16 protein-coding genes and 2 pseudogenes are annotated in these 21,855 nt (G+C 68.9%); 7 read left to right on the top strand and 11 right to left on the bottom strand.

The window, feature by feature from the left end; all coding sequences use genetic code 11:
- Positions 1 to 44 precede the first annotated feature (44 nt).
- On the top strand, positions 45 to 1,733 hold the full coding sequence (locus OG488_RS28675; protein ID WP_406464908.1) for an ABC-F family ATP-binding cassette domain-containing protein: 1,689 nt from the start codon (positions 45 to 47) through the stop codon (positions 1,731 to 1,733).
- Positions 1,734 to 2,340: 607 nt separating this feature from the next.
- Here OG488_RS28675 and OG488_RS28670 read toward each other — a convergent pair.
- A complete protein-coding gene (locus OG488_RS28670; RefSeq protein ID WP_329233791.1) occupies positions 2,341 to 5,397 on the bottom strand; it encodes an AfsR/SARP family transcriptional regulator in 3,057 nt (1,018 codons plus the stop codon).
- A gap of 269 nt (positions 5,398 to 5,666) precedes the next feature.
- Here OG488_RS28670 and OG488_RS28665 point away from each other — a divergent pair, with 269 nt between their 5' ends.
- Both OG488_RS28665 and OG488_RS28660 read left to right on the top strand, forming a co-directional pair.
- Complete coding sequence (locus OG488_RS28665) at positions 5,667 to 6,215, top strand: hypothetical protein (RefSeq protein ID WP_329233789.1); 549 nt, start codon at positions 5,667 to 5,669, stop codon at positions 6,213 to 6,215.
- Between the two features lie 118 nt (positions 6,216 to 6,333).
- A complete protein-coding gene (locus OG488_RS28660) occupies positions 6,334 to 7,854 on the top strand; it encodes an outer membrane protein assembly factor BamB family protein (protein ID WP_329233787.1) in 1,521 nt (506 codons plus the stop codon).
- 619 nt (positions 7,855 to 8,473) lie between these two features.
- Here OG488_RS28660 and OG488_RS28655 read toward each other — a convergent pair.
- The 3 genes and pseudogenes from OG488_RS28655 to uppS form a co-directional block, all read right to left on the bottom strand.
- Positions 8,474 to 8,710 (bottom strand): annotated as a pseudogene (locus OG488_RS28655) (NAD(P)-binding domain-containing protein); the annotation flags it as partial.
- A 358-nt stretch (positions 8,711 to 9,068) separates the two neighbouring features.
- The gene (locus tag OG488_RS28650; protein WP_329233786.1) at positions 9,069 to 9,740 is read right to left on the bottom strand and encodes a hypothetical protein; all 672 of its coding nucleotides are present in this window, start codon (positions 9,738 to 9,740) and stop codon (positions 9,069 to 9,071) included.
- Between the two features lie 29 nt (positions 9,741 to 9,769).
- On the bottom strand, positions 9,770 to 10,504 hold the full coding sequence (gene uppS, locus OG488_RS28645) for a polyprenyl diphosphate synthase (RefSeq protein WP_329233784.1): 735 nt from the start codon (positions 10,502 to 10,504) through the stop codon (positions 9,770 to 9,772).
- Positions 10,505 to 10,706: 202 nt separating this feature from the next.
- Here uppS and OG488_RS28640 point away from each other — a divergent pair, with 202 nt between their 5' ends.
- A complete protein-coding gene (locus tag OG488_RS28640; protein WP_329233782.1) occupies positions 10,707 to 11,678 on the top strand; it encodes a hypothetical protein in 972 nt (323 codons plus the stop codon).
- Positions 11,679 to 12,140: 462 nt separating this feature from the next.
- Here the strand turns inward: OG488_RS28640 and OG488_RS28635 are convergent, their stop codons facing one another.
- The 3 genes from OG488_RS28635 to OG488_RS28625 form a co-directional block, all read right to left on the bottom strand.
- The gene (locus tag OG488_RS28635; protein ID WP_329233780.1) at positions 12,141 to 13,136 is read right to left on the bottom strand and encodes an ABC transporter substrate-binding protein; all 996 of its coding nucleotides are present in this window, start codon (positions 13,134 to 13,136) and stop codon (positions 12,141 to 12,143) included.
- A gap of 262 nt (positions 13,137 to 13,398) precedes the next feature.
- On the bottom strand, positions 13,399 to 14,031 hold the full coding sequence (locus OG488_RS28630; RefSeq protein WP_329233778.1) for an ABC transporter substrate-binding protein: 633 nt from the start codon (positions 14,029 to 14,031) through the stop codon (positions 13,399 to 13,401).
- Between the two features lie 477 nt (positions 14,032 to 14,508).
- A complete protein-coding gene (locus OG488_RS28625) occupies positions 14,509 to 14,907 on the bottom strand; it encodes a hypothetical protein (protein WP_329233777.1) in 399 nt (132 codons plus the stop codon).
- A 422-nt stretch (positions 14,908 to 15,329) separates the two neighbouring features.
- On the opposite strand from OG488_RS28625, the gene OG488_RS28620 reads away from it, so the two are divergent.
- Positions 15,330 to 15,473 carry a hypothetical protein gene (locus OG488_RS28620; protein ID WP_329233775.1) on the top strand — a complete coding sequence of 48 codons (144 nt, stop codon included), beginning with the start codon at positions 15,330 to 15,332 and terminating at the stop codon, positions 15,471 to 15,473.
- Positions 15,474 to 15,532: 59 nt separating this feature from the next.
- Positions 15,533 to 16,078, top strand: a complete 546-nt coding sequence (locus tag OG488_RS39320; protein ID WP_406464902.1) for a carbohydrate-binding module family 14 protein — start codon at positions 15,533 to 15,535, stop codon at positions 16,076 to 16,078.
- A gap of 121 nt (positions 16,079 to 16,199) precedes the next feature.
- Here OG488_RS39320 and OG488_RS28615 read toward each other — a convergent pair whose 3' ends face one another.
- The gene (locus OG488_RS28615) at positions 16,200 to 16,364 is read right to left on the bottom strand and encodes a hypothetical protein (protein WP_329233773.1); all 165 of its coding nucleotides are present in this window, start codon (positions 16,362 to 16,364) and stop codon (positions 16,200 to 16,202) included.
- Positions 16,365 to 16,430: 66 nt separating this feature from the next.
- Between OG488_RS28615 and OG488_RS28610 the strand changes: the two are divergent.
- A pseudogene (locus OG488_RS28610) lies at positions 16,431 to 16,764 on the top strand (transposase); the annotation flags it as partial.
- Positions 16,765 to 17,877: 1,113 nt separating this feature from the next.
- On the opposite strand, the gene OG488_RS28605 reads toward OG488_RS28610, so the two are convergent.
- The 3 genes from OG488_RS28605 to OG488_RS28595 form a co-directional block, all read right to left on the bottom strand.
- Positions 17,878 to 19,254: a condensation domain-containing protein gene (locus OG488_RS28605; protein WP_329239087.1), complete on the bottom strand. Its 1,377-nt coding sequence runs from the start codon at positions 19,252 to 19,254 to the stop codon at positions 17,878 to 17,880.
- The gene (locus tag OG488_RS28600; RefSeq protein ID WP_329233770.1) at positions 19,254 to 20,459 is read right to left on the bottom strand and encodes a cytochrome P450; all 1,206 of its coding nucleotides are present in this window, start codon (positions 20,457 to 20,459) and stop codon (positions 19,254 to 19,256) included. Before OG488_RS28600 ends, OG488_RS28605 begins: the two co-directional genes overlap by 1 nt.
- Before the next feature lie 121 nt (positions 20,460 to 20,580).
- Positions 20,581 to 21,792, bottom strand: coding sequence for a cytochrome P450 (locus OG488_RS28595; RefSeq protein ID WP_329233768.1), 1,212 nt, complete (start codon positions 21,790 to 21,792; stop codon positions 20,581 to 20,583).
- Positions 21,793 to 21,855 lie beyond the last annotated feature (63 nt).

The raw sequence follows: 21,855 nt of genomic DNA, 5'->3' as shown, positions 1-21,855 counted from the left end.
TTCTGCTTGCCACACCATCCTGTTCGCCCAGCAAAGGACTGCTCTTGCACTGTGCTTCCGTCGGCACCACCGTTACTGCTGCACCTCTCACCACGTCTCAGATCGCTCTTGCCGAGGTGACCAAGCGCTACGGCGAACAATTGGTGCTGGACCGCGTGTCTCTCACCATTCGGCCGGGCGAAAAGGTCGGGGTCGTCGGGGACAACGGCTCCGGGAAGTCCACGCTCCTGCAACTGCTCGCAGGGCAGGAGCCTGTCAACAACGGCAGCCTGACCGTCATAGCACCGGGCGGGATCGGCCACCTTCGTCAGACGCTCGACCTGCCCGGCTCGGCGCGCGTGGGCGATGCCGTGGATCACGTACTGGGCGAACTGCGTGCCCTGGAGAACCGGATTCGTGTCGCCGAGGCCACACTGGGCACAGTCGGCACTGCTGGGTTCGAGCGCTACGCCTCGCTGGTGGCCGAGTTCGATGCGCGGGGCGGGCACGCAGCCGATCGCCGGGTCGAGGTGACCTTGCGCCGGCTCGGCGAGCATGAGCCACTGGACCGGAAGCGTGCGCTGAGCACCCTCTCCGGAGGGCAGCGCTCCCGGCTCGAGCTCGCCGCGACCCTGGCCCTGGACTCCGAACTGCTGCTGCTCGACGAACCGACCAACGATCTGGACGACGAGGCCGTGGCCTGGCTCGAAGGACATCTGCACCGTCATCGGGGCACGGTCATCGTGGCCACGCACGATCGGGCGTTCCTGGAACGCGTCACCGACACCATCCTGGAAGTGGACCACGATCAGCGCACGGTACGGCGCTACGGCAATGGATACACCGGCTTCCTCGCCGCCAAGGCGGCAGCTCGGGCACGGTGGGTGTGGGATCACGAGCAATGGCGCAATGAGGTCGCCCGGCAGGAACACCTCGCCGACTCCGGTATCGGGCTGCTGGCAGCGATCCCCCGCAAGGGACCGTGGGCGTTCAGCGGCGCCGGCACCTTTCGAGCGCGCTCGCGGTCACACGGCGCACAAAGCCGGATCCGGAACGCACGCGAGCGGTTGCAACGACTCACGGAGCACCCCGTGCCGCCGCCTCCGCGGCCGCTGCGGTTCACCGGCCGCGTCGAAGGCACGCCGACCGCCGAGGAAACATCAACAGCAGCGCACCTGGAAGGCGTCCTGGTCAAAGGGCGGTTGTATGTTCCGTCCCTGAAACTCGCCCCTGGTGACCGACTGCTCGTCACCGGCCCCAACGGCGCCGGCAAAAGCACCCTTCTCCAACTGCTCGCAGGGGATCTGGCGCCTGACGCCGGCATAGTGCGCCGACCGCGCCGGGTTGGATTCCTACGTCAGCACAGCGCGCCCGACGACGCCCTCGATGCCCGACCGCTGCTCGCGGCATTCGCAGCCGACAGGGTGGGACAGCCCGACGAGCACGCCGACGCGCTCCTTGCACTCGGCTTGTTCCACGCTCACGACCTCGCTGTTCCTGTACGGAACCTGTCCGTCGGGCAGCGCCGCAAGCTCGAACTGGCGCGGCTCGTGACGGCCGGGCCACTCGATCTGCTCCTGCTCGACGAGCCGACGAACCACTTGGCCCCCGCCTTGGTGGAAGAGATCGAGGCAGCCTTGGCCCACTACGCCGGCACGCTGGTCGTGGTGACGCACGACCGGCTCCTGCGCGAACGCTTCCACGGGCCCCGCCTGGAACTCCCCATGGCGGCCGAGAGAACGCACCAGAACTGACGGCCTTGATCCGCCCGACCGTGTGCGCCGAATGGCTGCAAGGACGAGTGTCTCGAGAATGCCGACTACTGGGTGCAGTCGAGTCTGCAAAGCTCGACCTCTTCTGAACTGACGGGTCAAAGTGTCCGCAGAGCGTCGTCACGTGTGACGACCGTCCATCCCAGCTGTGCCTGGGACTTCGGACGGCACCGGTGTGCAGTCGAGCCGTGACCCCGTGATCGTTCGACGCTCGTGTGATCCTCATCGGCATCGAACGGAACAAGGAGATCGCCCACCGGCCGGTGGAGGGCTTCTCCGCAGACGGCGACATCAACGCGGCCTTCGCCCTGCTCCCGCCAGGACTCTGTGCGGACCCAGGTTCCCCCGACGGCCCGTGGTCACGAGCTGTCCGGCCTCGGTGGACAGGCGGAGCCGTAGTCGACGGGCTCCCGGAGCCTGGCCCTGCCGGTCAGGGCGAGCATCGGCATCCAGGCCGGCAGGTCGAACCGTCACCACCAGCTGGTGGAGCGCGGCGCCGTCCACACCACGCTGGTAGGCCTTGATGTGCGTGAGCCCGGTCCGCAGGACGAGGTCGTCCTGCCCCTCGACTCCCGCCGCCGGCTACCCGTCACCACCCGGATCCGATGTTCTCCTCAGGCGGGCAGCGCACGTCGTCGCCTCTCAGCCCGTCGCGTGCCATGCGGTTCTGCCGGGGGTGGTCACCGGCTCCGGGCAGAGAGAGGGCGGTACGGAATTCATGCCGCGCCTCTGCGCGACGGCCTGCCGCCGCGTACGTGTTGCCGAGACGGACGCGAACCTCCATCTCCAGCCATGTGCTCGCGCTCTGTGTGAGGGTGGACAGGGCTTCGTGGTGGATGTCGACGGCAGAGTGCAGACTGCCCTGGACATGTTCCGCAGTGGCGAGACGGGACAGGCTCGCCGCGTGCAGTGGCAGGTCTTCGGCCTCGCGGGCCAGTTCGACAGCCCGCCGCAGCAGGTCGGTGGCCTCCGTGTGCCGGCCCAGAGCCAGGTTGGCATCGGCGGCGAAGCACAGGGCGTTGCTGATCGTTCTGGGTCGGCCGTTCCTCTGGGCGATGGCGACGGCGACGGCGTAGTGCTCGAGCGCCTGCTCGTGCCGCCCTTGCTGGGATCGGATCGCGCCGAGATTGCAGAGCGCGATCCCGGTCAGCCAGCCGTCGCCGAGCCGGGCCGCCAGCTCCACCGCCTCACTCAGGTGAGCAACCGCGTCCTCGATGCCGCCCAGCATCCACTCCGCGGCACCCATCCCGGCGACGGTCCGAGCCTGGTTCCGCAGATCGTCGTGGCCGCAGCCGTGGCGCCGCGCCTCGGTGAACCAGGTGTACGCCTGCCGGAACCGCCCCTGGTAGATGTCGACCATTCCCATGCAGTTACGCAGCGAGGAGGACATCCGCCGGTCGGCGGCCATGTCCGCGCACGGCAGCGCAAGCTCCAGCGCTGCACGGCACTCGTGGAACCGGCCCCCGCGGACCAGGTGGTCGACCAGGGCTTCGGCGATCCGGCAGGCGTGGTCGGACTGCCCGGCGGCGGCCGCGTAGGCCACCACGTCGACCAGTTCACCGCCTGCCGCCTTCAGCCATGCCGAGGCTTCCCGCCACGTCGGGAACGGGGAACCACCCGTGCCGTCGGGGCCGGTTGAGAAGCCTTCGGGGCCCCAGTCACTGGCCATGCGGCCTGCGGCCGTATAGAGGTGCAGGACAGCGGCGCGGTCTGCGGCCGCCTCCTCGGGCGCTTCGATGGCGAGTCGCCGCGCGTGTGCCCGTACGAGATCGTGCAGCCTGTAGCGGCCGGGATGCGGCTGCTGCAGCAAGCTCGCGTCGACCAGGTCTTCCAGGATGTTCTCGGCTTCCTCACGGGAGCTGCTCAGCATGGCGGCGAGGGTGAGCACGTCGAAGCGTGCGGTCGGAGCCAGGCCCAGTGCGCGGAATCCCCGCCGCTGTTCGGGGGTGAGCTGGTCGTACGACATCCTGAAGGCGGCTTCCACGCTGCGGTCCTCGGCACGCAGCTCGCCGAGGCTGCGTGCGTCGTCGGACATCCGGCCGGCCAGGAAGGCCAGAGTCCAGGACGGGCGGTTCTGCAGCCGTGCGCTCGCGATGCGCAGCGCCAGGGGCAGGCCGCCGCAACGCCGGGCAAGCTCGAGTGCTGCCTGGGGCTCGTGGTCCGCGCGCAACTCCCCGATGAGCTCTCGGAGCAGGCCGACGGCCTCGTCCGTGCCGAGTGGCTCGACGGTGAGCCGCAGATCGGCGTCGAGGCCGGCCAGGTGGTGCCGGCCTGCCACCAGAACCCGGCTCCCCGGCCCGGCGGGGAGGAGCGGACGCACCTGCTCGGCGCTGCGGGCATCGTCGACGACCAGCAGCAGCCGTAGTGCACTCGTGGCCGCACGCCAGGCCGTGACCAGGTCCACCACGTCATCCAGGTCGTCCGGGATCTCGTCACCGCCGGGGCGGACCGCGCGCAGCAACCGCCGCAGGGCCCGCTGCGGGCCGACGCTCTCGTGGGCGGCGCCGTGCGTGTGCAGGTCCACGAACAGGCAGCCGTCGGGGTAGGCGTCGTCGAGCGCCCAGGCGGCGCGTACCACCAGGGCGGTCTTGCCGACACCCGCCGTGCCGTCGACCGTCACCACGGACACACCCTCTGCGGACACCGGTGCGGTGAGCAGGGCGAGTTCCCGTTCGCGGCCGACCAGACAGGCGGTGTCACCGGGAAGGTCGTTTCGACGGGGGCGGGGGCCGCCCGGGTGATCGGATGCGTCGGGGAGGCGCTGCTCGGCCGGGGATTCCTCGGGCTGCGTGTCATGGGAAGTCGGGGTGCCGGGCGCGGGCGACCCCGCCGTACGGCTGGGCAGCAACTGGTGGTCCCGGCGCAGGACTGCCTGGTGCACGCCGCGCAGTTCCTCTCCGGGCTCCATGCCCAGCTCGTCGAGGAGCCGGCGCCGCATCTCCTGGTAGACGGCCAGTGCCTCGGCCTGCCGGCCGACGCCGTACAGCGCGCGCATCCGCAGGGCGGCGAGCGGCTCGTCGTGCGGACGGGCCAGGGGCGCTGCCGTGAGCGCGTCCAGGGCCTCCGGGTAGCGCCCGAGCAGCACCAGACACTCCGCCCGGTCCTGGTGCAGCGTGCGTCGCTGCCGTGCCAGCCGCTGCCGCTCCGCGTCGGCGAGCGGCCCGGGCAGACCCGGCAGCGGCTCGCTGCGGAGCAGGTCCAGGGCCCGGCCGCCGTGGTCGAGCGCCGCGTCGAAGTCACCGTCGGATTTGGCGCCTTGGGTACGGGCGACCAGTTCGACGAGGTCTTCGAGGTCGGTCCGGGCTCCGCCGGGCGCGAAGCGGTAGCCGCCGCTCCCACCGTGAATCACCGAGTGGGCCGGCCCGGCGCTCGCCCCGTTCAGCGTCTTGCGAAGCGCGTAGACATAGCTCGACAGGACCCGGTGGCCCGTCCCCGGGGGCTCGGTTCCCCATACGTCGTCGAGGAGTTGCCGGTATGTCACGAAGGCCGGTGCCCGCAGGACCAGGGCGGCGAGAACCGCCTGCCGTCGTACCGGTCCGAGCGCGAGCGGTGAATCGCCGCGTCGGGCCCTGACCGGGCCGAGCAGGTCGATCCGCAGGTGCCCCCTCGAATCGACCGGGCTCGCGCCCGAATCCACCGCGTCCACGCCCACTTCGAAGTCCCCACGTCCCCGTGCGCCCCGTGCCGGGGCAGCTCTCACGTCCCTGCATCAGCAGGATTTCACCGGCATTTCAGCGCGTCGCGCAAGAGTTTGCCAGGTTGCCTCGGTGCCGACGCCCGGACGGAGGGCGAGCTGCCCCATGAGTCACCGAACGGTCGGGCATCGACGGAAGGGTCAGCCAACAGACCCTCTCGTGGGCGAGGTTGCGGACGGCAAACGCCCGGCCGACACGACATCAAGAGAGAAAGAACACCATGTCGCATATCAATCGCACCCCCGGCACACAGCCCACCCGCCGCGGTGGGCGATGGGAACGCTACCGGGTCGCCCACCCGTTCTCCGCCCGGGACCAGGCGGGCCTGTGGGGCTTGATCCTGGGCGTCGTAGCACTCGCCGTCCTGCTCGGCTGGGCGCTCGACATGAAGGGCGGTGTGGTCATCGTCGCGGCGGTCCCCTTCATCATCACCTGGTTCGAAAAGCGACGCACCGCGTTCCAGTTCGACGCAGCCGGCGCCCGGTTCGGCCACGTCCTGCTGCCGTGGACGGACGTCACCCAGTTCGTCGTGGCCACTCCGCCGAACGACCAGCACGCGCTGATCGGCGCACGCCTGCGTCCCGGCGCGACCTTGCCGGCGGGTGCCGTCGGCCCGTCGCGTAACCCGGCCATGCCCGCACCGATCCATGTCGCCGTTCCGCGTACCAAGTTCGATCTGGCGAAGATGGTCCGCAAGGCGCGTACGTACGCCCCGCCGCACATCGAGATCGTGGTCGCCGATGCGTCCGGTGAACGCGCGGCAGGCTAGGGGCGGCCCCATGTCCGCTAATCATGAACATGCCACTATGACATGAGGAGAGAAAGATCGTGACGTTCCGAGTGCGGCGGGGCGAAGACTGATGCCTCGCTCGCCACAACCCTGGGACATGCCACCCCCGGAGCAGCGACCGGTGCCGGGCAACCCGTACGCCACGGATGGCTACGGCCCTCCGGTGCCGCCGGGCCGCCGCAGGCGCTTCGGCACGATGCCGGCGATCGCCGCGGCCGTCGTTCTTCTGCTCCTGGCGGCAGGTGGAGCGGTGTACGCCGTCTCCGACGGCCGGTGGGGCGGCTCCACCGCGCCCGAGGCGGAGAAGGCAGCCCGTCCCTCCGGGTCGCCGGCCGCTCCCCGTACCCCCGCGGTCCGTACACCCGAACCGAAGCGGATCCCGACGTCGAAGGAGATCAACGCCGCGCGCGAGCCGGGGGATGCCACCGCGTGGATCGTCGACGACCCGACCGATCTGCCCCGGCGGAACATTCATCTCAACGATCTGTGGATCGTCGGCGACACGGTCGTCCAGGCCGTGTACAGGAAGGTCACCGCCCACCGGCTCTCGGACGGTGCCGAGCTGTGGAGCGTGCCGTTGCCCGCTCCCGTCTGCGAGACACCGGTCAACCCGACCCCTGACGGCAAGGTCGTCCTGGTGTACAAGAACAGCCAGGCCCGGAACGGGAACCGGTGCAACCAGCTCCAGATGATCGACCTGCGGACCGGGAAGGCCGGGTGGCACAAGGAGCTCACCGAGACCGGCTCCGGGGACGACACGATCATCGTGCACACCGCCATCAGCGGGGGCACCCTCGCGGTCGTGCAGGACATGAGTGCCGCCGCGTACGGGGTCGGGGACGGCGCCAAGCTCTACGACATCCCGATGGAAAACCCTGGGAAGTGCTACCCCGACGACGTGGCGGGCGGCTCCCGGCTCCTGGTGAGCTCCGACTGCGCGATCGGTTTCGACCGCAGCAGGACCTACAGCCAACTCCGCGAAATCGACCCGCGCACCGGCAAGGTTCTCTGGCGCTTCCGGACCCAGCCGGGCTGGAAGGCCGGCAAGGTGCTCTCCGTCGCCCCTGTCGTCCTCACGACGCTCCACGCCGGGGAAGGCACCGACAACTGGCGGATCGTCGCCCTGGGACCCGGCGGAAAGGTCCGCACCACCATCGACGCGAGGGAGAAGGGCTTCAAGCACTGCGCCGACATGGGGGACGCGGGCGAGGGCATCCAGAACTGCGACGGCACCGCCGTCGGCAAGGACACCGTCCATCTGGGGGGCACCGACCAGGTCGGCGCGTACGACCTCACCACCGGGAAGTTCGTCTGGGGCGTGAAGTCCGATGACAGCACCCTCCACCCCCTGTACGCGGAGGGCGGCACGTACGCGCTCGTCTACGAGGCGGCCTCGCTGCGCCGGCCGGGCGCAATCATCCGGCTCGGCCCAGGTGGCGCGGACACGGACGAACAGGTGCTCCAGCATCCCGCATCGGCCCGGGCCCCGGAGTACGGGATGCTCGCCGGGAACCTGGCCTACGCGAACGGCCGGATCGTCATCACGCCGTCGTTCGTGAACGGCGACGACGCGCGTCCCACAGCCCGCATGCTGTCCTTCGCCCCCGAGGTCCCGTGAGCGGGCCGTACGAGCACTGATGTCCGGCACCGGCACCGTGCCGCGTTCCGGACGCGGGCAGATGATGGACCACCTTGCCGACCCTTATCGACGCGGGCAAGCCGTCCGCTCGACCCACTACAGGGAGGGAAACAGGTCGAGCGACCCAACCGAGCCGCATAACCGCAGTTCAGGATCCCTTAACGGCAGGCTCAAGGATCGCCACGCACTCCACGTGGTGGGTCATCACGAAACACGTGGAACAAAAACGTGTGGAAGTTTCCGCAGGTCAGCGGCCCGCATGGGAAAACCCGGACGAATTACCTTTGTGCGTTACGGGCGCTGCGGGCACTACGGGCGCGAATCTGACGCACGCCGCTGGTGTGACCGTCCGCTCCTCAGGGACAAACGCAAGGCGCTTGCGGAGGCGGCGGCAGCCAGGGTCGCAGCCGCAAGGGATGCGACGGAGAGCACGGTGAACAAGTGCGGGTAGCCGCCCAAGATCTCGGCGAGGCTCGCACCCGCCCAGGGCGCGATAGCTGCGGCGACAGTCGCAGGTACAGCCAGCAGGCCGGAGAGAGAGCCGTAGTGGGTGACGCCCCAGCGATCGGTGACGGCGGCGGAGACCAACAGAGCCGTGGTCGGCGGCGATCTGGGCGCCGGAGTTGCCGCCTGACCACCACAACGCGCTGTCCGGTGAAGTCGGCCGGGCTGCGGTAGTCGACCGTGTGCAGCTGGCGGCCCGCGAAGTCCGTGCGGCCGGGGAGCGAGGGCAGGTACGGCCGCCACCACGTTCCGGTCGCGGAGTTAGCGCGCGGGTCCGCCAGCTCCCACTATCGGCCTCGACCCGCAGGTAGGCGCCGTCGTGGTGGACGCCTGATGTGACGGCGCAGGAGAGTGGGCAAATCAGCAGGCTTGTTGGCGAACGCCGCCGACGTAGTTTTGTGGCTACTCTGCGAAGTCACGGTTTCCCGGCTCACGATCTGCGTGGTACGGAGACGGGAAGGGTTCCTACGGCAAGTCAGAGGTCGCCTCCCGCAGTGAGGCGCGAGCCGTCAACCAACTCGTCGAGGCCGCCGAGCGCCCCCGAGATGCAGCGGGCTGAGATCCAGGTGAGCGCCGTGTGCTTCGCCCGTGCCGTACGCGAGCACGAGTGGCCTGCCGACGCTCGCCGGTTGCCCAGCGAGTCGTCTGACCGGGGTGAGAAGTAGCGGCCAGGGACGATGGGCTGGCCTTCAGGTCAGGAGGAATGCGGCTGCGGTGGTGGCGCCGACGCTGGCGCCGGCCGCGGTCTGGGCGACGGTGTGGTAGGTGAGTGCGACGCGGGACCAGCACACGGCGAGGGTCAGGCCGTAGGCGAGGAGCCACCAGGGGGAGTGGACGGCGGCGAGCATCGCGGGGATCGCGGAGGCGACCGCGCTGTCGACGCTGATCTTCCAGACGTGATTGACGGCGAGCAGGACGACGGTCATTGCCCATAGGGCGAGCATCGCGAGGAGGATGCCGGTGGGGGCGTGGCCGAGGATCATGATGATGGAGCCGAGGCCGATGGAGGCCAGGATGACCAGGAAGATCGGGGGCCGTTTGGTGCGGTCGACGATGTTGCGGTCTCCCCAGGTGCCGCGTTTGCGTTCCCACTGGATGTAGGCGGCGGGAATGATCCCGGCGCACAGGGCGCCGAGCAGCCCCCAGGGGATGCCGCTCCAGTTGCCGGCGGCGGCCAGCCCGATGCCGGGCATGCCGGCGAGCAGGACGTTGCGCGGCTGGAGTACGTCGGTGACGGTCCGGGCCACCGTCGTGCGGCCCGCACGCTCACTGCCGTCCGGGCGGCCGGGCTGTTCGTGCGGCCGGTGCGGGGGTTTGTGTGTGCCCGCGAGCACGGGGCCGTCGGACGGTGTGAGGCTCATGTCCTTCTCCCTCTGCTGCATCGTCGGGCCTACAGTCCCAGCCGACGCTGGCGTGAGGCGTAGCTGTGCAGTGCCTCACGCAGGTCTTCGCGGGTGAAGTCGGGCCACAGCCGCTCGCAGAAGTACAGCTCCGACTGCGCTGTCTGCCAGGTCAGATACCCCGACAGGCGCTGCTCGCCCGAGGTGCGGATCACCAGGTCCGGGTCCGCGAGCCCCGCCGTGCCCAGATGGGACGCGAACTCCCCCTCCCACCAGGACAGGTCCCCGCCCGGCTCCTGCGGCCACCGCTCCCGGCACTTCTGCGCCAGCGACCGTGCCGCGGCGGCGATCTCCCGGCGGCCGTCGTAGGCGACGGCGAAGTTGGCCTGCACCCCCTCCACCTGCTCGGTGCGCCGCTGCACGTCCTGAAACGCCTCCGCGACCGGTGGGGGCAGCAAGTCCAGGGCTCCGATCACCCTCACCCGCCAGCGCTGCGCCTCGGCCAGACGTGCACACAGGCTGATGAACGACTCGTAGAGACCAGCGAGTTCCTGGGGGCTGCGCTGCAGGTTCCTGACGGAGAGGATCCACTGCGTCACCATGGCGACCCCTTCCTCCTCGCACCACTGCAGGACATCAGGGATCTTGCCGATGCCGCGACGGTGCCCCTCGTCCGTTCCGAGACCACGCTGGGCGGCCCACCGCCGATTGCCGTCGAGAACGAGAGCGACATGCGCCGGCACTCCCGGGCGCACCGGGGCGGCGAGTGCGGACGGTTCGGTCATGGCGGCTCCCAATCGGAGGGGACGGAGAAGACAAAAGAGGAACAGCCCCACGAGCAAGAAGGTCACGCCACGCGGGCGACGACGGGCATGGTGCGCGGTTCACCGGCCCCCGACCGGCGGCCAGTTCGTCTGTTCGTCCGAAGGGGTGAGGGGTCACGTGTGGGCGTGCACGCGGCCGGTTCGTTGGGAGACGCTGCTGTCCATGATCTCTACCGAGGACCTGCAGCATCCTGCCGTCCGGGCATTCATTGACTCCCTCAACGCCCGGGACGAGCGGGCGTTCGCCGAGGCGTTCGATGGCACGTTCACCTATACCTGCGGGGAGGAGGAGGGCGACGCCGCCGGTTTCTACCCGGTTCACACCCGGTTCGTGGTGACCGACGAGAGCAGTGACGGATGCACTCTGACCGGCGTCATGCTCAAGGCCGGTGATCCGGTCGCCGCCCGGTTGACGTTTGTCCCCTGGGGATACGGGAGTGTGGCCGAGCTGGGCGTCTCCACGGACGTGGAGATCCCGGATGATTCCTTCATCGACGCCTTGGGCCACCTCGACAGCGGCGGCAGGGCGGAGCCCCAGCCTGCGGTGGGTACCCTTCGCCGGCTGAAGCTGGGCGACGACTATTACGTCCACCGCTGGGGACGGGGAGTAATGGGCAGTGCCGACTGGATCAACACCGGGGAGAAGGCGCCCGACCCGGACGTCTACCAGAGCTTCCACAGCCCGGCCCATGGCGAGCAGACCGACGAGGTGCGGGTGAGCCGCGTGGTCTCGCGCCTGAGCGTGGACCTCGGCTGGGACGGCACCTACCAGAAGGCCACCGCCCGCTTCCACGCGACGCTGTCCTTCTGGGAGGCGGTGACCTGGCTGTCGGAGAAGTACCGCCTGGCCGGCGACTCCATTCCCAAGGTCACGGGGACGCTGACACTGACCGGCCCGCCGACCCTGACCGCCCCCGACGGCAACGTGATCAGCACCGAGGAGATCACGGTCACGGGCGGCAAGCCGCCCTACCCGATCGACTTCACGCGCGAGTTCCCGCTCACCGACCTGCCACTGGGCACCTACACGCTCACACTCGCCAACGCCGTGAAGACGGGCGGCTACTGGTCCAGCAAATACAACACCACCATCGAACTGAGGGACCACACCATCAGCTTCACCGTCGGCGGCTGACGCCCCGCAGCCCCGGAACGAGCCACGACCGGACCGCCCCTTCAGGGGCCGCGCCCTGCCGTGGCCCGGCCGGTTGCCTGCCTTACCTTCTTGGTGGGTTCGAACCGCGCGCATTTATAGGTTCGGCGGAGCCCGGGGGCTCTGGGTATGGCTCGTTGCCTGTTGCGGTCGGTTTGGCTCCGGCAACTTGGCCGCCCGGAGCCCCGCGACAACTCGACCATCAATTGGGAATCGCGGCTTGATCGCTCTTGTAAGACAGCGTCGGCGAGGTCGTCTGCGGGATCGGAACGAGACGACAAGCGACGGAGGTGGCCGTGCCCCAGCTCTGGGCCGGACTCGACATCGGGAAGAAGAACCACTACGCGGTGGTGATCGACGCGGATGGCAAGCGGCTCCTGTCGCGTCGGCAAACCCCCTGCGGCGCAGAGCCTCAAATCGTCAGAGCGGCTTGACTGCGCCTGTCTACTCCATCTCGATGATGACCTGCTCCTGCCACAGCTGGGGGAGCTTCTTGAGAGTGGATTCCCATGCGTCGGCGTTCTTGATCGGCTGCGTGGCTGCGTACTGCTCGCTCGGCAACAGCTTCGCCTGCGCGTCTGCCGGCAGCTTCAGGTGCTCGGCGCGAATCGGCCGGGCGTGGCCGCGGGCGAGGTGGGCCTGGCCGACATCGCTGAGGATGAACTCGCGGGCCAGCTTGGCGGCGTTCGGGTTCTTGGCGTGCTTGTTGATGACGGTGGAGTACCCGGAAGTGATCGATCCGTCGGAAGGGATCAGGACCTCGAAGCGGTCGGCGTCGATGTGGTTGCGGTAGCTCAGGGCGTTGAAGTCCCAGAGGATACCGACCGCGATCTCGCCCTTCTGCAGGGATTGGATCGTCGGGTTGGCCAGGGACAGGCGCTGCTGCTGGGCGAGCCTGGTGAACAGCTGCAGGGCCGGCTCGATGTTGCTCTCGTCGCCCTTGTAGGCGATGGCCGCTGCCAGAACGCCGCAGGCGGCTTGGGCCGCAGTGCCGACGTCGCCGATGGCCACCTTGTAGGTGCCCCTCGCCAGGTCGTACCAGGTTTCGGGCCGTTCACCCTCCTTGACCAGCTGCTTGTTGACGATGAACGCGATGGTGCCGGTGTAGGCCAGCATCCAGTGTCCGTCGGAGTCCTTCGCCCAGGCGGGAATCTGGTCCCAGGTGCTCGGCTTGAACGCCTGGGTCAGGCCCTTGGTGACCGCGATGGGTCCGAATGCGGCGCCGATGTCGCCGATGTCGGCGCCGTTCTTCTCGGCCTCGAACTTGGCGAGCTGCTGGGCGGAGCTCAGGTCCCTGTCGGTGTGCTTGAGGCCATAGCGCGAGGCCAGATCTTCCCAGGTGCCCTTCCAGTTCGCCCAGTTGTCCGGCATGCCGGCGCTGCTGACGGCTCCTTCCTTCTTCGCAGCATCAACCAGAGCGGTGTCGATCGTGTCGGCCACGGATGGCTCCTTCATCTCAAGGCAGAACCTCAGCAACGCAGGAGCGTCAACACACTGGGCTCCACTCTGACTACTTAGCGTGTTCGGTCTCAGCCTAGTCACCTGAGCTCCCGGAAGATCACGATTGCTCTAAAAGTGGCTGGCTCTCGCTGCGGGCGGGCTTGACATCAAGATGGGAAGCTGCCGTCGGTATGGCTTAGGCAACTCGGCCGCCGGATGCCCCATTTCCTGGGAGCCCCGACCGAGACCTCTCCGCAACGAACTAGTCCTTCAGGTCACCCTTCTCGTCAAAGGAAATGGTGCCGATTGAGGTCCTGAACGTGCCGCTGTGGAGCTCCTTGGCGACCTTGTCGGTGTCCTCCGACTTGGCCGCCTTGATGCCTTCGGCGATCAGCTGGACTGCCGAGTAGGCAGGGAAGACGTAGAGCCCGTTGGGGTCCTTGCCGTCGGCCTTGATCGCGTCGACGATCGCCTTGTTCTCGGGGTCCTTGGCGAAGGAGTTGCCGACAGCCGGATCCTGCGCGCTGCCAACGGGGACCGTGCGGAAGATGAGCTGGTAGCCGCGGGCGGTGATCTCGGGGTCGGTGACACCAGGCGTGATCATGATGACGCCCTCGTCCTCGTAAATGTCCGAGGCCGGCTGGGTGGTGACCGAGGCCATGTGGCCGATGACGAACTTCACGCCGTCGTTGACGATCCTGTTCGCCGCGGCGACGGCCTTCTTGGGGTCTCCGCCGTCGTCATACTCCTTGGACTCCACCATCTTGCCGTTGACGCCGCCCCTGGCGTTGATGTCCTTGATGGCCTGCTTGACGCCGATGAACTGCATGTCGGCGTACTGGGTCTCCGTGCCGGTCTTCGGGCCGGCGATTGCGATCTTGATCGTGTCAGCCACTGCGTCTCCCACTGGAATGGATGGTCGGCAAATCGCCCGCAACCGGGCTCAGACAAGGGCAACGACGCCACCTCGCAAGGCGGTCAGCGCACCCAGTCGCAGTCCATCGCCATGATCAACCGACCGCTCGACACCATGCCGGAAACGGGGAGCATTCACTCGAACGAGCAAGCGTGAGGATGATTCGCAGTGAGGTAAAGGCAGCCTGTTCAACCCCCTGGCAGACATGCCGCCTACCGCGAATCGATCCCCTCAGGTCACAGAAGCGGCTTGACGTCGAGATTGGGAAGTCGTACGGCACCACGACAGCGTGCACAGCCCGTACGCGTCCCAGTTGCGCAGTGGTCCGGGGCCTGCGGGCCCCTGTGCGAGCCGGAGGCCGTCGACCAGGATCAGCGCGGTCAGGAACAGCGAGGGCCAGACACTGCGACGGTGCCCCGCCCGGGAACCCGGGCGGGGCACCGTCGCAGCGGGTTGTTACGGGACCATGAAGTAGAACGGCCGGTTCGCCGCCACGCCGTCGGTGCCTGTGGTCACGCGGATGGAGTTGTCCGGGCAGGTGGGGTCGTTGCGCGAGACGCGGACGTCGCTGCCCCGGGGGGCGCCGTTACCGAGAGTGGCCATCGGGATGGACTTGTACGCCCGAACAAGATCTGTCAGCACGATGCAGTACGACCCGGTCTCGGGGTGGCTGACCGAGGCGATGGTGGCGGTCTTCTGGGAGGTGCTGCCGTTCGCGTTGACGGTCGCCGCGGCCTGGGCGTAGGGGGCCACGGTGTCGGAGGTGGGGTCGGCGGCCATCGCGATCCCGCCGAGGGTGGCCCCGACCGTGGCGACGCCGAGACCGGCCAGAACCAGCTTGTTACGCATACGCATGTGAATGATGCCCTTTCTGGGCAGAGATACGGCCCGGCCGAAAACCGGGAACGCCTCATTCACTCCCGCCGCCGCGGCGTCCCCCAGCCACATTCACCCCTGCGGATGATCATGATCGCCGCAATCACCCGAACGGTCCCCGGCGGCGGGCCCCGGAGGTCGAGCGCGTGAGGCGCGGGCAATGATCAGGGGCCGTGCGCGACACGCGTCGCCGGGCCGGCCGCGATCGGACGGAAGCCTGACCCCATGTCACCGCCCGACCTCTCCAGGCCACCCGTCCTGCAGAGCCAGCTCGAAGCCCTGATGCAGGGGTCGTGAAGTCGGCCTGATCCACCTCGATCGCCTCGGGTTACGCCTGGGCCTTCTCGTGTTCGGCGAGTGCCCGGTAGATGCTCCCGCCGGAGGGGCTGTGCCCTTTGTGGTTGCCGGGGGATGATCAAGCCGGGCTGCATCTGCTCGACGGACTCTCCGGCAGCGCGGCAGCGGAGCACGGTGTGGAGCATGTCCTCGGTGATGACTGGCGGGCGGCCGCCAAGGGATCCCGCTACATCCGGCTCCCCGGCTGACACGGTGGCCTCCTCGAGCGGGTCCGGTAGGCGCAGGCATCTCCGGCTTGTCAGGAGCGATGGTGCCGTTATGGATCTCCACGGAAAGGACAGCGGCAGCCTGGCATTGCCGCACCACTCGTGACTTCGTAGGGCGCGCGCGGCCCACTGGGGGAGGAGCAAAGCGCCGCCTCCTATGTGACCGTGCAGGGTATCGGCGTTACCAGAAGGGACGTGGGGGCGTTGGGAGGGTGGCTCGGCACGGGTTGCCACACGGCGACGGGTGCCGGGCGGGTTCTGCTGGGCTACGAATCAAGGATGCAAGAATGATCAAGATGTCGCGGGTGGCGGCTTCCGCCGTCCTCGCTTTCGGCGCACTGTGCCTTCCCACATACGCCGCGTCTGCACAGAGCCTCCCAACTGCCTCGGCGGCTGATCTCTTCGACGGCGCGCCCTGCGAAGCGTATGGGCATGGCGCCCTCGTGGCGGACCCGGACGACCCGACCGTCTACTACCACTGTGCGTGGGGAGTGGCTCACATGAAGCAATGTGAGGGCCCGCTGCACTTCAACCCGGTCCTGGGGGTCTGCGACTGGCCTAAGGACGCTGGCGGCCCGGCCGCCTGAAAAAGTTCTGAAGTCAGCTACGTCCGGGCGGAGACCGCTGCTGTCCCGGCTTGAGCCGCCTTGGCAGGCGGGGCCGCCGGCAAGCTCCGGGCGGCCCCGCCGCTGTCGTTCTTACCGGTCGTCACCGGGGAAGCTGGGAGGTCTTTTCCGGGTGGGCAACGCTGACGTAGTGCATGGCGGTCTTCTCCGTGATGCCGAACAGGCGCATGAGCTTCAGATGGTCGCCGGTCTCGAACGCCTCGTTGAGGATCCGGTCCTGTCGCAGGCCGTCCAGACAACTTCCCAATGCCGAGTCGTTTGATCACGTTCGGCACCACGGGGCAAGCCGGAAAGGGCCAGTCGAGTGGTTGCGAGTGTCCATGTGGCCGCCGGGGTCCCCGCCGACACGAGCGGCCATGACCCGGCCAAGCGCGTGCCCGGCCGCAAGCGCGGACTGGCTGTGGATGTCCTTGGACTGGTCATCGCGGTCGTCGTCCTGGCCGCGAACACCCATGCCAATGCTGCGGGCATCGTCCTGCTGGACCAGGTCGCCGAACAGGCCGGCGGAACCGTCCGTAAGGCTCTCGTCGACCAGGGCTTCAAGAACCAAGTCGTCGCGCACGGCGCCGCCCCTGGGCATCGACGTCGAGATCGTCGCCCGCGAAGTGGGATCGCGGAAGTCCACACCTTCTTACCGAAGGGCCCGCAAGACGTTCCGCAGGACGATGTGGATCGAGCGGGCCGGCGTCCCTTGCGGGGGCGATGGCCCGCTTGACGTCGTCCTGAGTGATTTCGCGCATGCTCTCGATGCCGTTCGCGAGCACCCCTTGAGGACCGGGTCCAGGACGTTCCAGTAGCGGGCGATGCTCCAGTAGCTGCGGCCGGTGTGCTCCCACTTGCCCTCTCCGCGCACGACCTTGATCCAGACCGAAAGTTCCTGTGCGATCGTCGCAGGCAGTGCGGCGAGCTGGGCCTCCAAGCGCTTCTGCTGTGCATCTCGGCGAAAACTCGGTATCCGGGATCAGCAGGCCGCGGGTTTCCAGGAACTGTGTGACCCGCCGCCCGCTGAACTGCATGGGACGGTTGTCGACCAGGGCCCGGATGTCGGACTCCAGCAGAGGGGGATCCGCTCCGAGCCAGGACACCAAGACGGTCAAGGTGCGCCGAGTCTTGGTGGCGGGGAACTTGGACCACATCTCCCGCTTCATCACGCTGTCGAGGTCGGCGAGCAGCAGTTGGGCCGAGTCTGTGGGCGTCGGCAGATCCTGCCGTTCCAACTCGACCACCGACTTCCAGTCCCGCCAGAGCTCGAACCGCCTCTCCTGTCCAGGGTCCATCAGGTGCTCGGAGACAGAGCGGCGCGAAGGAGGCGGGGACACTTCCGAGTGACGCAGGCTTGTAGGTGCGGGGACCGGTGTACCGAGCCACAACTGAGTTCCGTGCCGGGTGATGTCTCCTGGGCCGTGGATGGCTACGTGCCATCGGCATCCGCGACAGTGTCCGTCGGCGAGCGGCAGGTCGACACGGCGGCAGCGGTCGCACACCTTCGTGGAAGCCGTGCTGTTTCCTCTCGTCCGGGCGATGGATGAGCAGGGCTCGCAGGTGGTCTTCATCTTCGCTGCGAACCAAGAGCCGCACTGCTTGAAGGACCTCGGTGTCATCGCCCGGGGCGCCCAGAATCGGCGCGTGGTCCGTGACGTCCGTGACCGCTGGGGGCGCTCGGGTTCACGCAGCTCTGGAAGGAGCCTGAGCATCTCCGCCCGCATCAAGATCGCCCGGACGGACCGCCGTAGTTGGGGATTTCGCCTGCACCAGCTCAATCACTCCGAGAAGGAGAGAAGGGTGCGGACGAGGCGGTGGGCCAGGGAGTCGGTGGTCTGTCGTGCGAGGGGGGTGTCGGCGTGGAGGCTGTTGAGGTGCAGCCCGCTGTGGTTGCGGTGGAACCACAGGAGGCTTCCGTTACAGGCCGAGGACCACGCGTGCACGGTGGCTGTGCGAGTCGATGGGTGTTCGGCCCCCTGTGCGGTGCGGAAGTCAAGGTAGGAGAAGAAGCTGACGGGGCGGTGGACTTCGCTGGTGGCGTCTGCGGAGCGGAGTAGCTGCTGTGCGCGGACAGAGTGGACGTCGGCCTGCTGGCGTGCCGGTTCGTATCCCGCGCGTGCCAGGGCGAGTCGGGAGGCGAGGGAGGCACTGCGGGGGGCGGGGATCGCGAGGGGGACAGCGTTGATGAACCAGCCGATGGAGCGGGAGTACCGATGTTGTCCGCGCCGGTTGATCGGCATGAGCGCCCGGTAGATGTCGGGGCCGCCTTCTTCCCGGAGGGTCGCCGCCGTCGCGGCGAGGAGGCCGGTGAGCAGGCTGCCGCCGGAGGTGCGGCACGCTGTTTCCAGCTGGTCCGTCAGAGGTCCGGGCAACAGGGTACGGGTGCGGTTGACCGACGGGTGCACATGGCCTGGTCGAACGCCGAGGTCCAGGGGAAAGGCAGGTGGGTGTTCCCCGCCGTCGGTGAGGAAGCCCCGCCAGTGCTGTAGTTGTTCGTCCTGTGCGCGCAGGGCGAGGTTGTGGGTGCGTTCCTCGCGTGCGAAGTCGAGGTAGCTGCCGGCCGGCGCGGGGTCCGGCCGGCGCCCGTGTACCAGGTCCTCGTAGACGCGGGCGAGATCGGCGACGGTGATCGGCGCGGAGAGCACGTCGGCCACGAGGTGGTCGTAGACCACGTGGACCGTGGCCGAGCCCTCACGGACGATGGCGCCCGCGACCATCAGGGGCCCTGTGACAGGGTCGACGAGCCGGAGGAGTTCATGCAGGTGGGCGCGGGTGGCGACGCGTGAGAGGAGTGGACCCGCATCGACACGTTCGAGGTGCGTCTCCTCTGGTGTGCGGACATGGATGGACACGCTCCGTGCTGTGCGGCGGCAGCAGGTGCGGAGCACCTCGTGCCGGCGGATCAGGTGCAGCAGCGCGCCTTCGAGGGCCGACAGGTCGATAGAGCTGGTCAGTTCGAAGCTGCAGGCGATGGCGAGGGCGAAGGGCGGCGGCCGGTCGGACAGGTGCGCGGAACAGGCTGCGGCCAGATGGGCGGCCTGGTTGTAGCTCGCTGGCCGGCGGGAACCCGGATCTGCGGGCAGGTCCGGGAAGGAGATGCGCCAGGTGTAGGCGTGGCCAGGTTCGATCTCGGCCGCCTCGGCGGGGATCTGCATCACGTCGCGTCCTGGGGGGTGGTGTCGTCGGTGCGGACCGGGACGCGCTCGTAGCAGCGGTCGACGAGCACGCCCTGCCGGCGCAGCGCGGTCCTCCCGGTGGCGAGGCGGATGTCGGGGAATCTGCTGAACAGGGCGGTGAGCGCGCTGGCGGCCTGTACGCGGGCGAGGGGGGCGCCGGGGCAGTAGTGCGGGCCCAGTCCGAATGCCAGGTGGGCGCCGGGGCGGTGCGGGTGCGCGGTGTCGGGTTCGGGGTAGGCGTCCGGGTCGCGGTTGGCGGCGGCCAGGGCGATCAGTACCACGGCGCCCTGCGGGATCACCGTGTCGCCGACGGTGAGGTCCTCAAGGGCGAATCGCCAGGTGGCAACCGGGAAAGGGCTGGTGATGCGCAGCAGTTCCTCGGTGAGGCGGGTCGCGTCGGCGCCGGCGTGCAGTGCTCGGCGCAGTTTTGGGCTCTGCATGATTTCGACTGCTCCGGAGACGATCAGGGCGGTGGTGGGGGTGATGCCGCCGGAGAACAGGCCCCAGGCCACGGAGAGGAGTTCCTCGGCCGAGAGGCGGCCCTGGCGGTGAGCGACAGTGAGGCGAGTGAGGACGTCGTCGCCGGGCCTGCGCCGTTTGTCGCCGAGGACGCGGGACCACAGTCCGAACAGTTCGGTACGGCGCTTTCGAACGGTGGGGTTCTCGGGGTCAGCGGCGGTGATCATCGTCAGCGTCAGGTTGGTCAGGCGGCGCTGCAGTTCCACCGGGATCCCCAGGAGGGCGGTGGTGACCCGGACGGCCAGGGGGCGGGCGTAGTCGGCGACCAAGTCGGGATGGTCGGCCGCGGCCAGGGCGTCGAGGAGTTCCTCGCAGGTGCGGGTGATGAACGGCTGCCACCGCTGTGCGGCCGTGCGGGTCAGCAGGGGGGCGAGGACCGCCCGCAGCCGTTGGTGGGCCGTGCCGTCGCTGTTGAGCAGGTGGCGGCCCTCAGCGGAGAAGAGGTCGTCGGGGTAGCGGAGGCCGCCGAACCCCTGCCGGGGGTCGGGAAGCCGTCGCATGTCGTGGGCAAGGCGGCCGTCGGTCAGAGCCTGTCGCGCCTGGGCTGCTCCGGTGATCATCCAGGTGACAAGGCCGCCGGGCAGGACGACCTGCTGGGCGGGTGCCCGCTCGCGCAGTTCCCGAAAGGTCATGTCCGCGTCCCAGGACATGGGATCACCGGTCACCAGCCAGGGGTACGGGCATGCCCCCGCGGCGAGGCTCGGCGGTACCTGCGGGCAGAGGGACACCATGAGGAGGGTCGTTCCCTTCTTCTGTCGGCGGGGGTACAGGTGGCGGGCCGGTGGATCAGGCGGGAGTGAGAACGACGGGGAGCGCTTTCACCCCGCGGACGGTGGCGGTGGTGTTCTTGTGCCGGACCGGGCCGGAGGAGAGTTCGATGGCGCGGGTCCGGGCGAGCAGCCGGCCCAGAGCCAGGGACGCTTCCAGCCTGGCGAGGGGCGCTCCGAGGCAGTAGTGGATGCCCGCGCCGAAGCTCAGGTGCGGATTGTGTGCGCGGTCCAGGTCCAGTCGGCCGGGGTCGGTGAACACGCGGGGGTCGTGGTTGGCCGATCCGATGAGCAGAGCCGTCGGAGTTCCTTGCGCCAGTGGGGTGCCTGCGATCACGGTCGGGCTCTGCACCGTGCGGAAGGTGATCTGGATCGAGGAGTCGTAGCGCAGCAGTTCGTTCATGGCGCTGCTGTCCAGCCGCCCGCCGTCGACGCGGTTGCGCGCGGTGGCGAGCTGGTCCGGGTGGCGCAGCAGGGCAAGAGCACTGTTGGCGATGACGTTGGCGGTGGTCTCGTAGCCGGCGAGCAGCAGCAGGGCACACATGGGCAACAGGTCGCGGCGGGTGAATCCGGTGCCCAGGTCGGCTTCGGCGGCCAGGGCACTGAGGGCGTCCGGGCCGGGGTGCCGGCGCCGTTCGTTGATCTTGCGGTGCAGGTAGGCGACGAACCCGCCGGCCGCCGAGTGGGCCGTGGCCACGTCGTGGTCGGTGAGGGCATAGGCCGGGTCGAGGAGCCGGGCGATGGGCGGGGTCTGTTCCCGGATCCACGCCTGGTCCTGCTCGGGGAGCGCGAACAGGCCGCAGACCACGCGAAGTGATAGCGGGTAGGCGAAGTCGGCGAGCAGGTCGACCTGTCGTTTCCGCAGCGCCTGGTCGAGCAGTTCGTCGACGGCGGCGGTGATCTGTCGGGCCAACGCGCTGACGGCCGCGGGGCTGAAGAAGCGCGCGGCGAGTCGGCGCAGCGGCCCGTGGTGGGGCGGGTCCATGCCCAGGAAGGAGAAGATCCGGTTCGGTGCGGTGAGCGGACCGTGGCCGAGCCGGTTGTCCCGCAGGGCCTGTGAAACGTCCGCATGGCGGGTCACCACCACCAGACCGTGCGGCCCTTCGCACAATGCGGCGGCCTCGCGCGCCGCGGTGTAACGGGCGTACGGGTCGGTGTGCAGGGCGGGATCGAAGGGGTCGAAGAACGGTCGCAACGCCGTCTTCGGCCCGGTGGTCGTCGAGGGGTTCATCGGCTGGGTCTTTCACGACGGAGCGGCGGCGCGTACGCGGATCTGCGGCAGTGCCGGGTGTGG

The organism is Streptomyces sp. NBC_01460, from assembly GCF_036227405.1.
Lineage (GTDB): Bacteria > Actinomycetota > Actinomycetes > Streptomycetales > Streptomycetaceae > Streptomyces.
This window is presented reverse-complemented; position numbering and strand designations above follow the sequence as displayed.

What these genes read in the sequence shown, in the direction of transcription:
- OG488_RS28665 (WP_329233789.1), top strand. Translation starts at nt 5,667, where the DNA reads ATGTCGCATATCAATCGCACCCCCGGCACACAGCCCACCCGCCGCGGT.
- OG488_RS28660 (WP_329233787.1), top strand. Translation starts at nt 6,334, where the DNA reads ATGCCACCCCCGGAGCAGCGACCGGTGCCGGGCAACCCGTACGCCACG.
- OG488_RS28650 (WP_329233786.1), bottom strand. Translation starts at nt 9,740, where the DNA reads ATGAGCCTCACACCGTCCGACGGCCCCGTGCTCGCGGGCACACACAAA.
- uppS (WP_329233784.1), bottom strand. Translation starts at nt 10,504, where the DNA reads ATGACCGAACCGTCCGCACTCGCCGCCCCGGTGCGCCCGGGAGTGCCG.
- OG488_RS28640 (WP_329233782.1), top strand. Translation starts at nt 10,707, where the DNA reads ATGATCTCTACCGAGGACCTGCAGCATCCTGCCGTCCGGGCATTCATT.
- OG488_RS28625 (WP_329233777.1), bottom strand. Translation starts at nt 14,907, where the DNA reads ATGCGTATGCGTAACAAGCTGGTTCTGGCCGGTCTCGGCGTCGCCACG.
- OG488_RS39320 (WP_406464902.1), top strand. Translation starts at nt 15,533, where the DNA reads ATGGTGCCGTTATGGATCTCCACGGAAAGGACAGCGGCAGCCTGGCAT.
- OG488_RS28605 (WP_329239087.1), bottom strand. Translation starts at nt 19,254, where the DNA reads ATGCAGATCCCCGCCGAGGCGGCCGAGATCGAACCTGGCCACGCCTAC.
- OG488_RS28595 (WP_329233768.1), bottom strand. Translation starts at nt 21,792, where the DNA reads ATGAACCCCTCGACGACCACCGGGCCGAAGACGGCGTTGCGACCGTTC.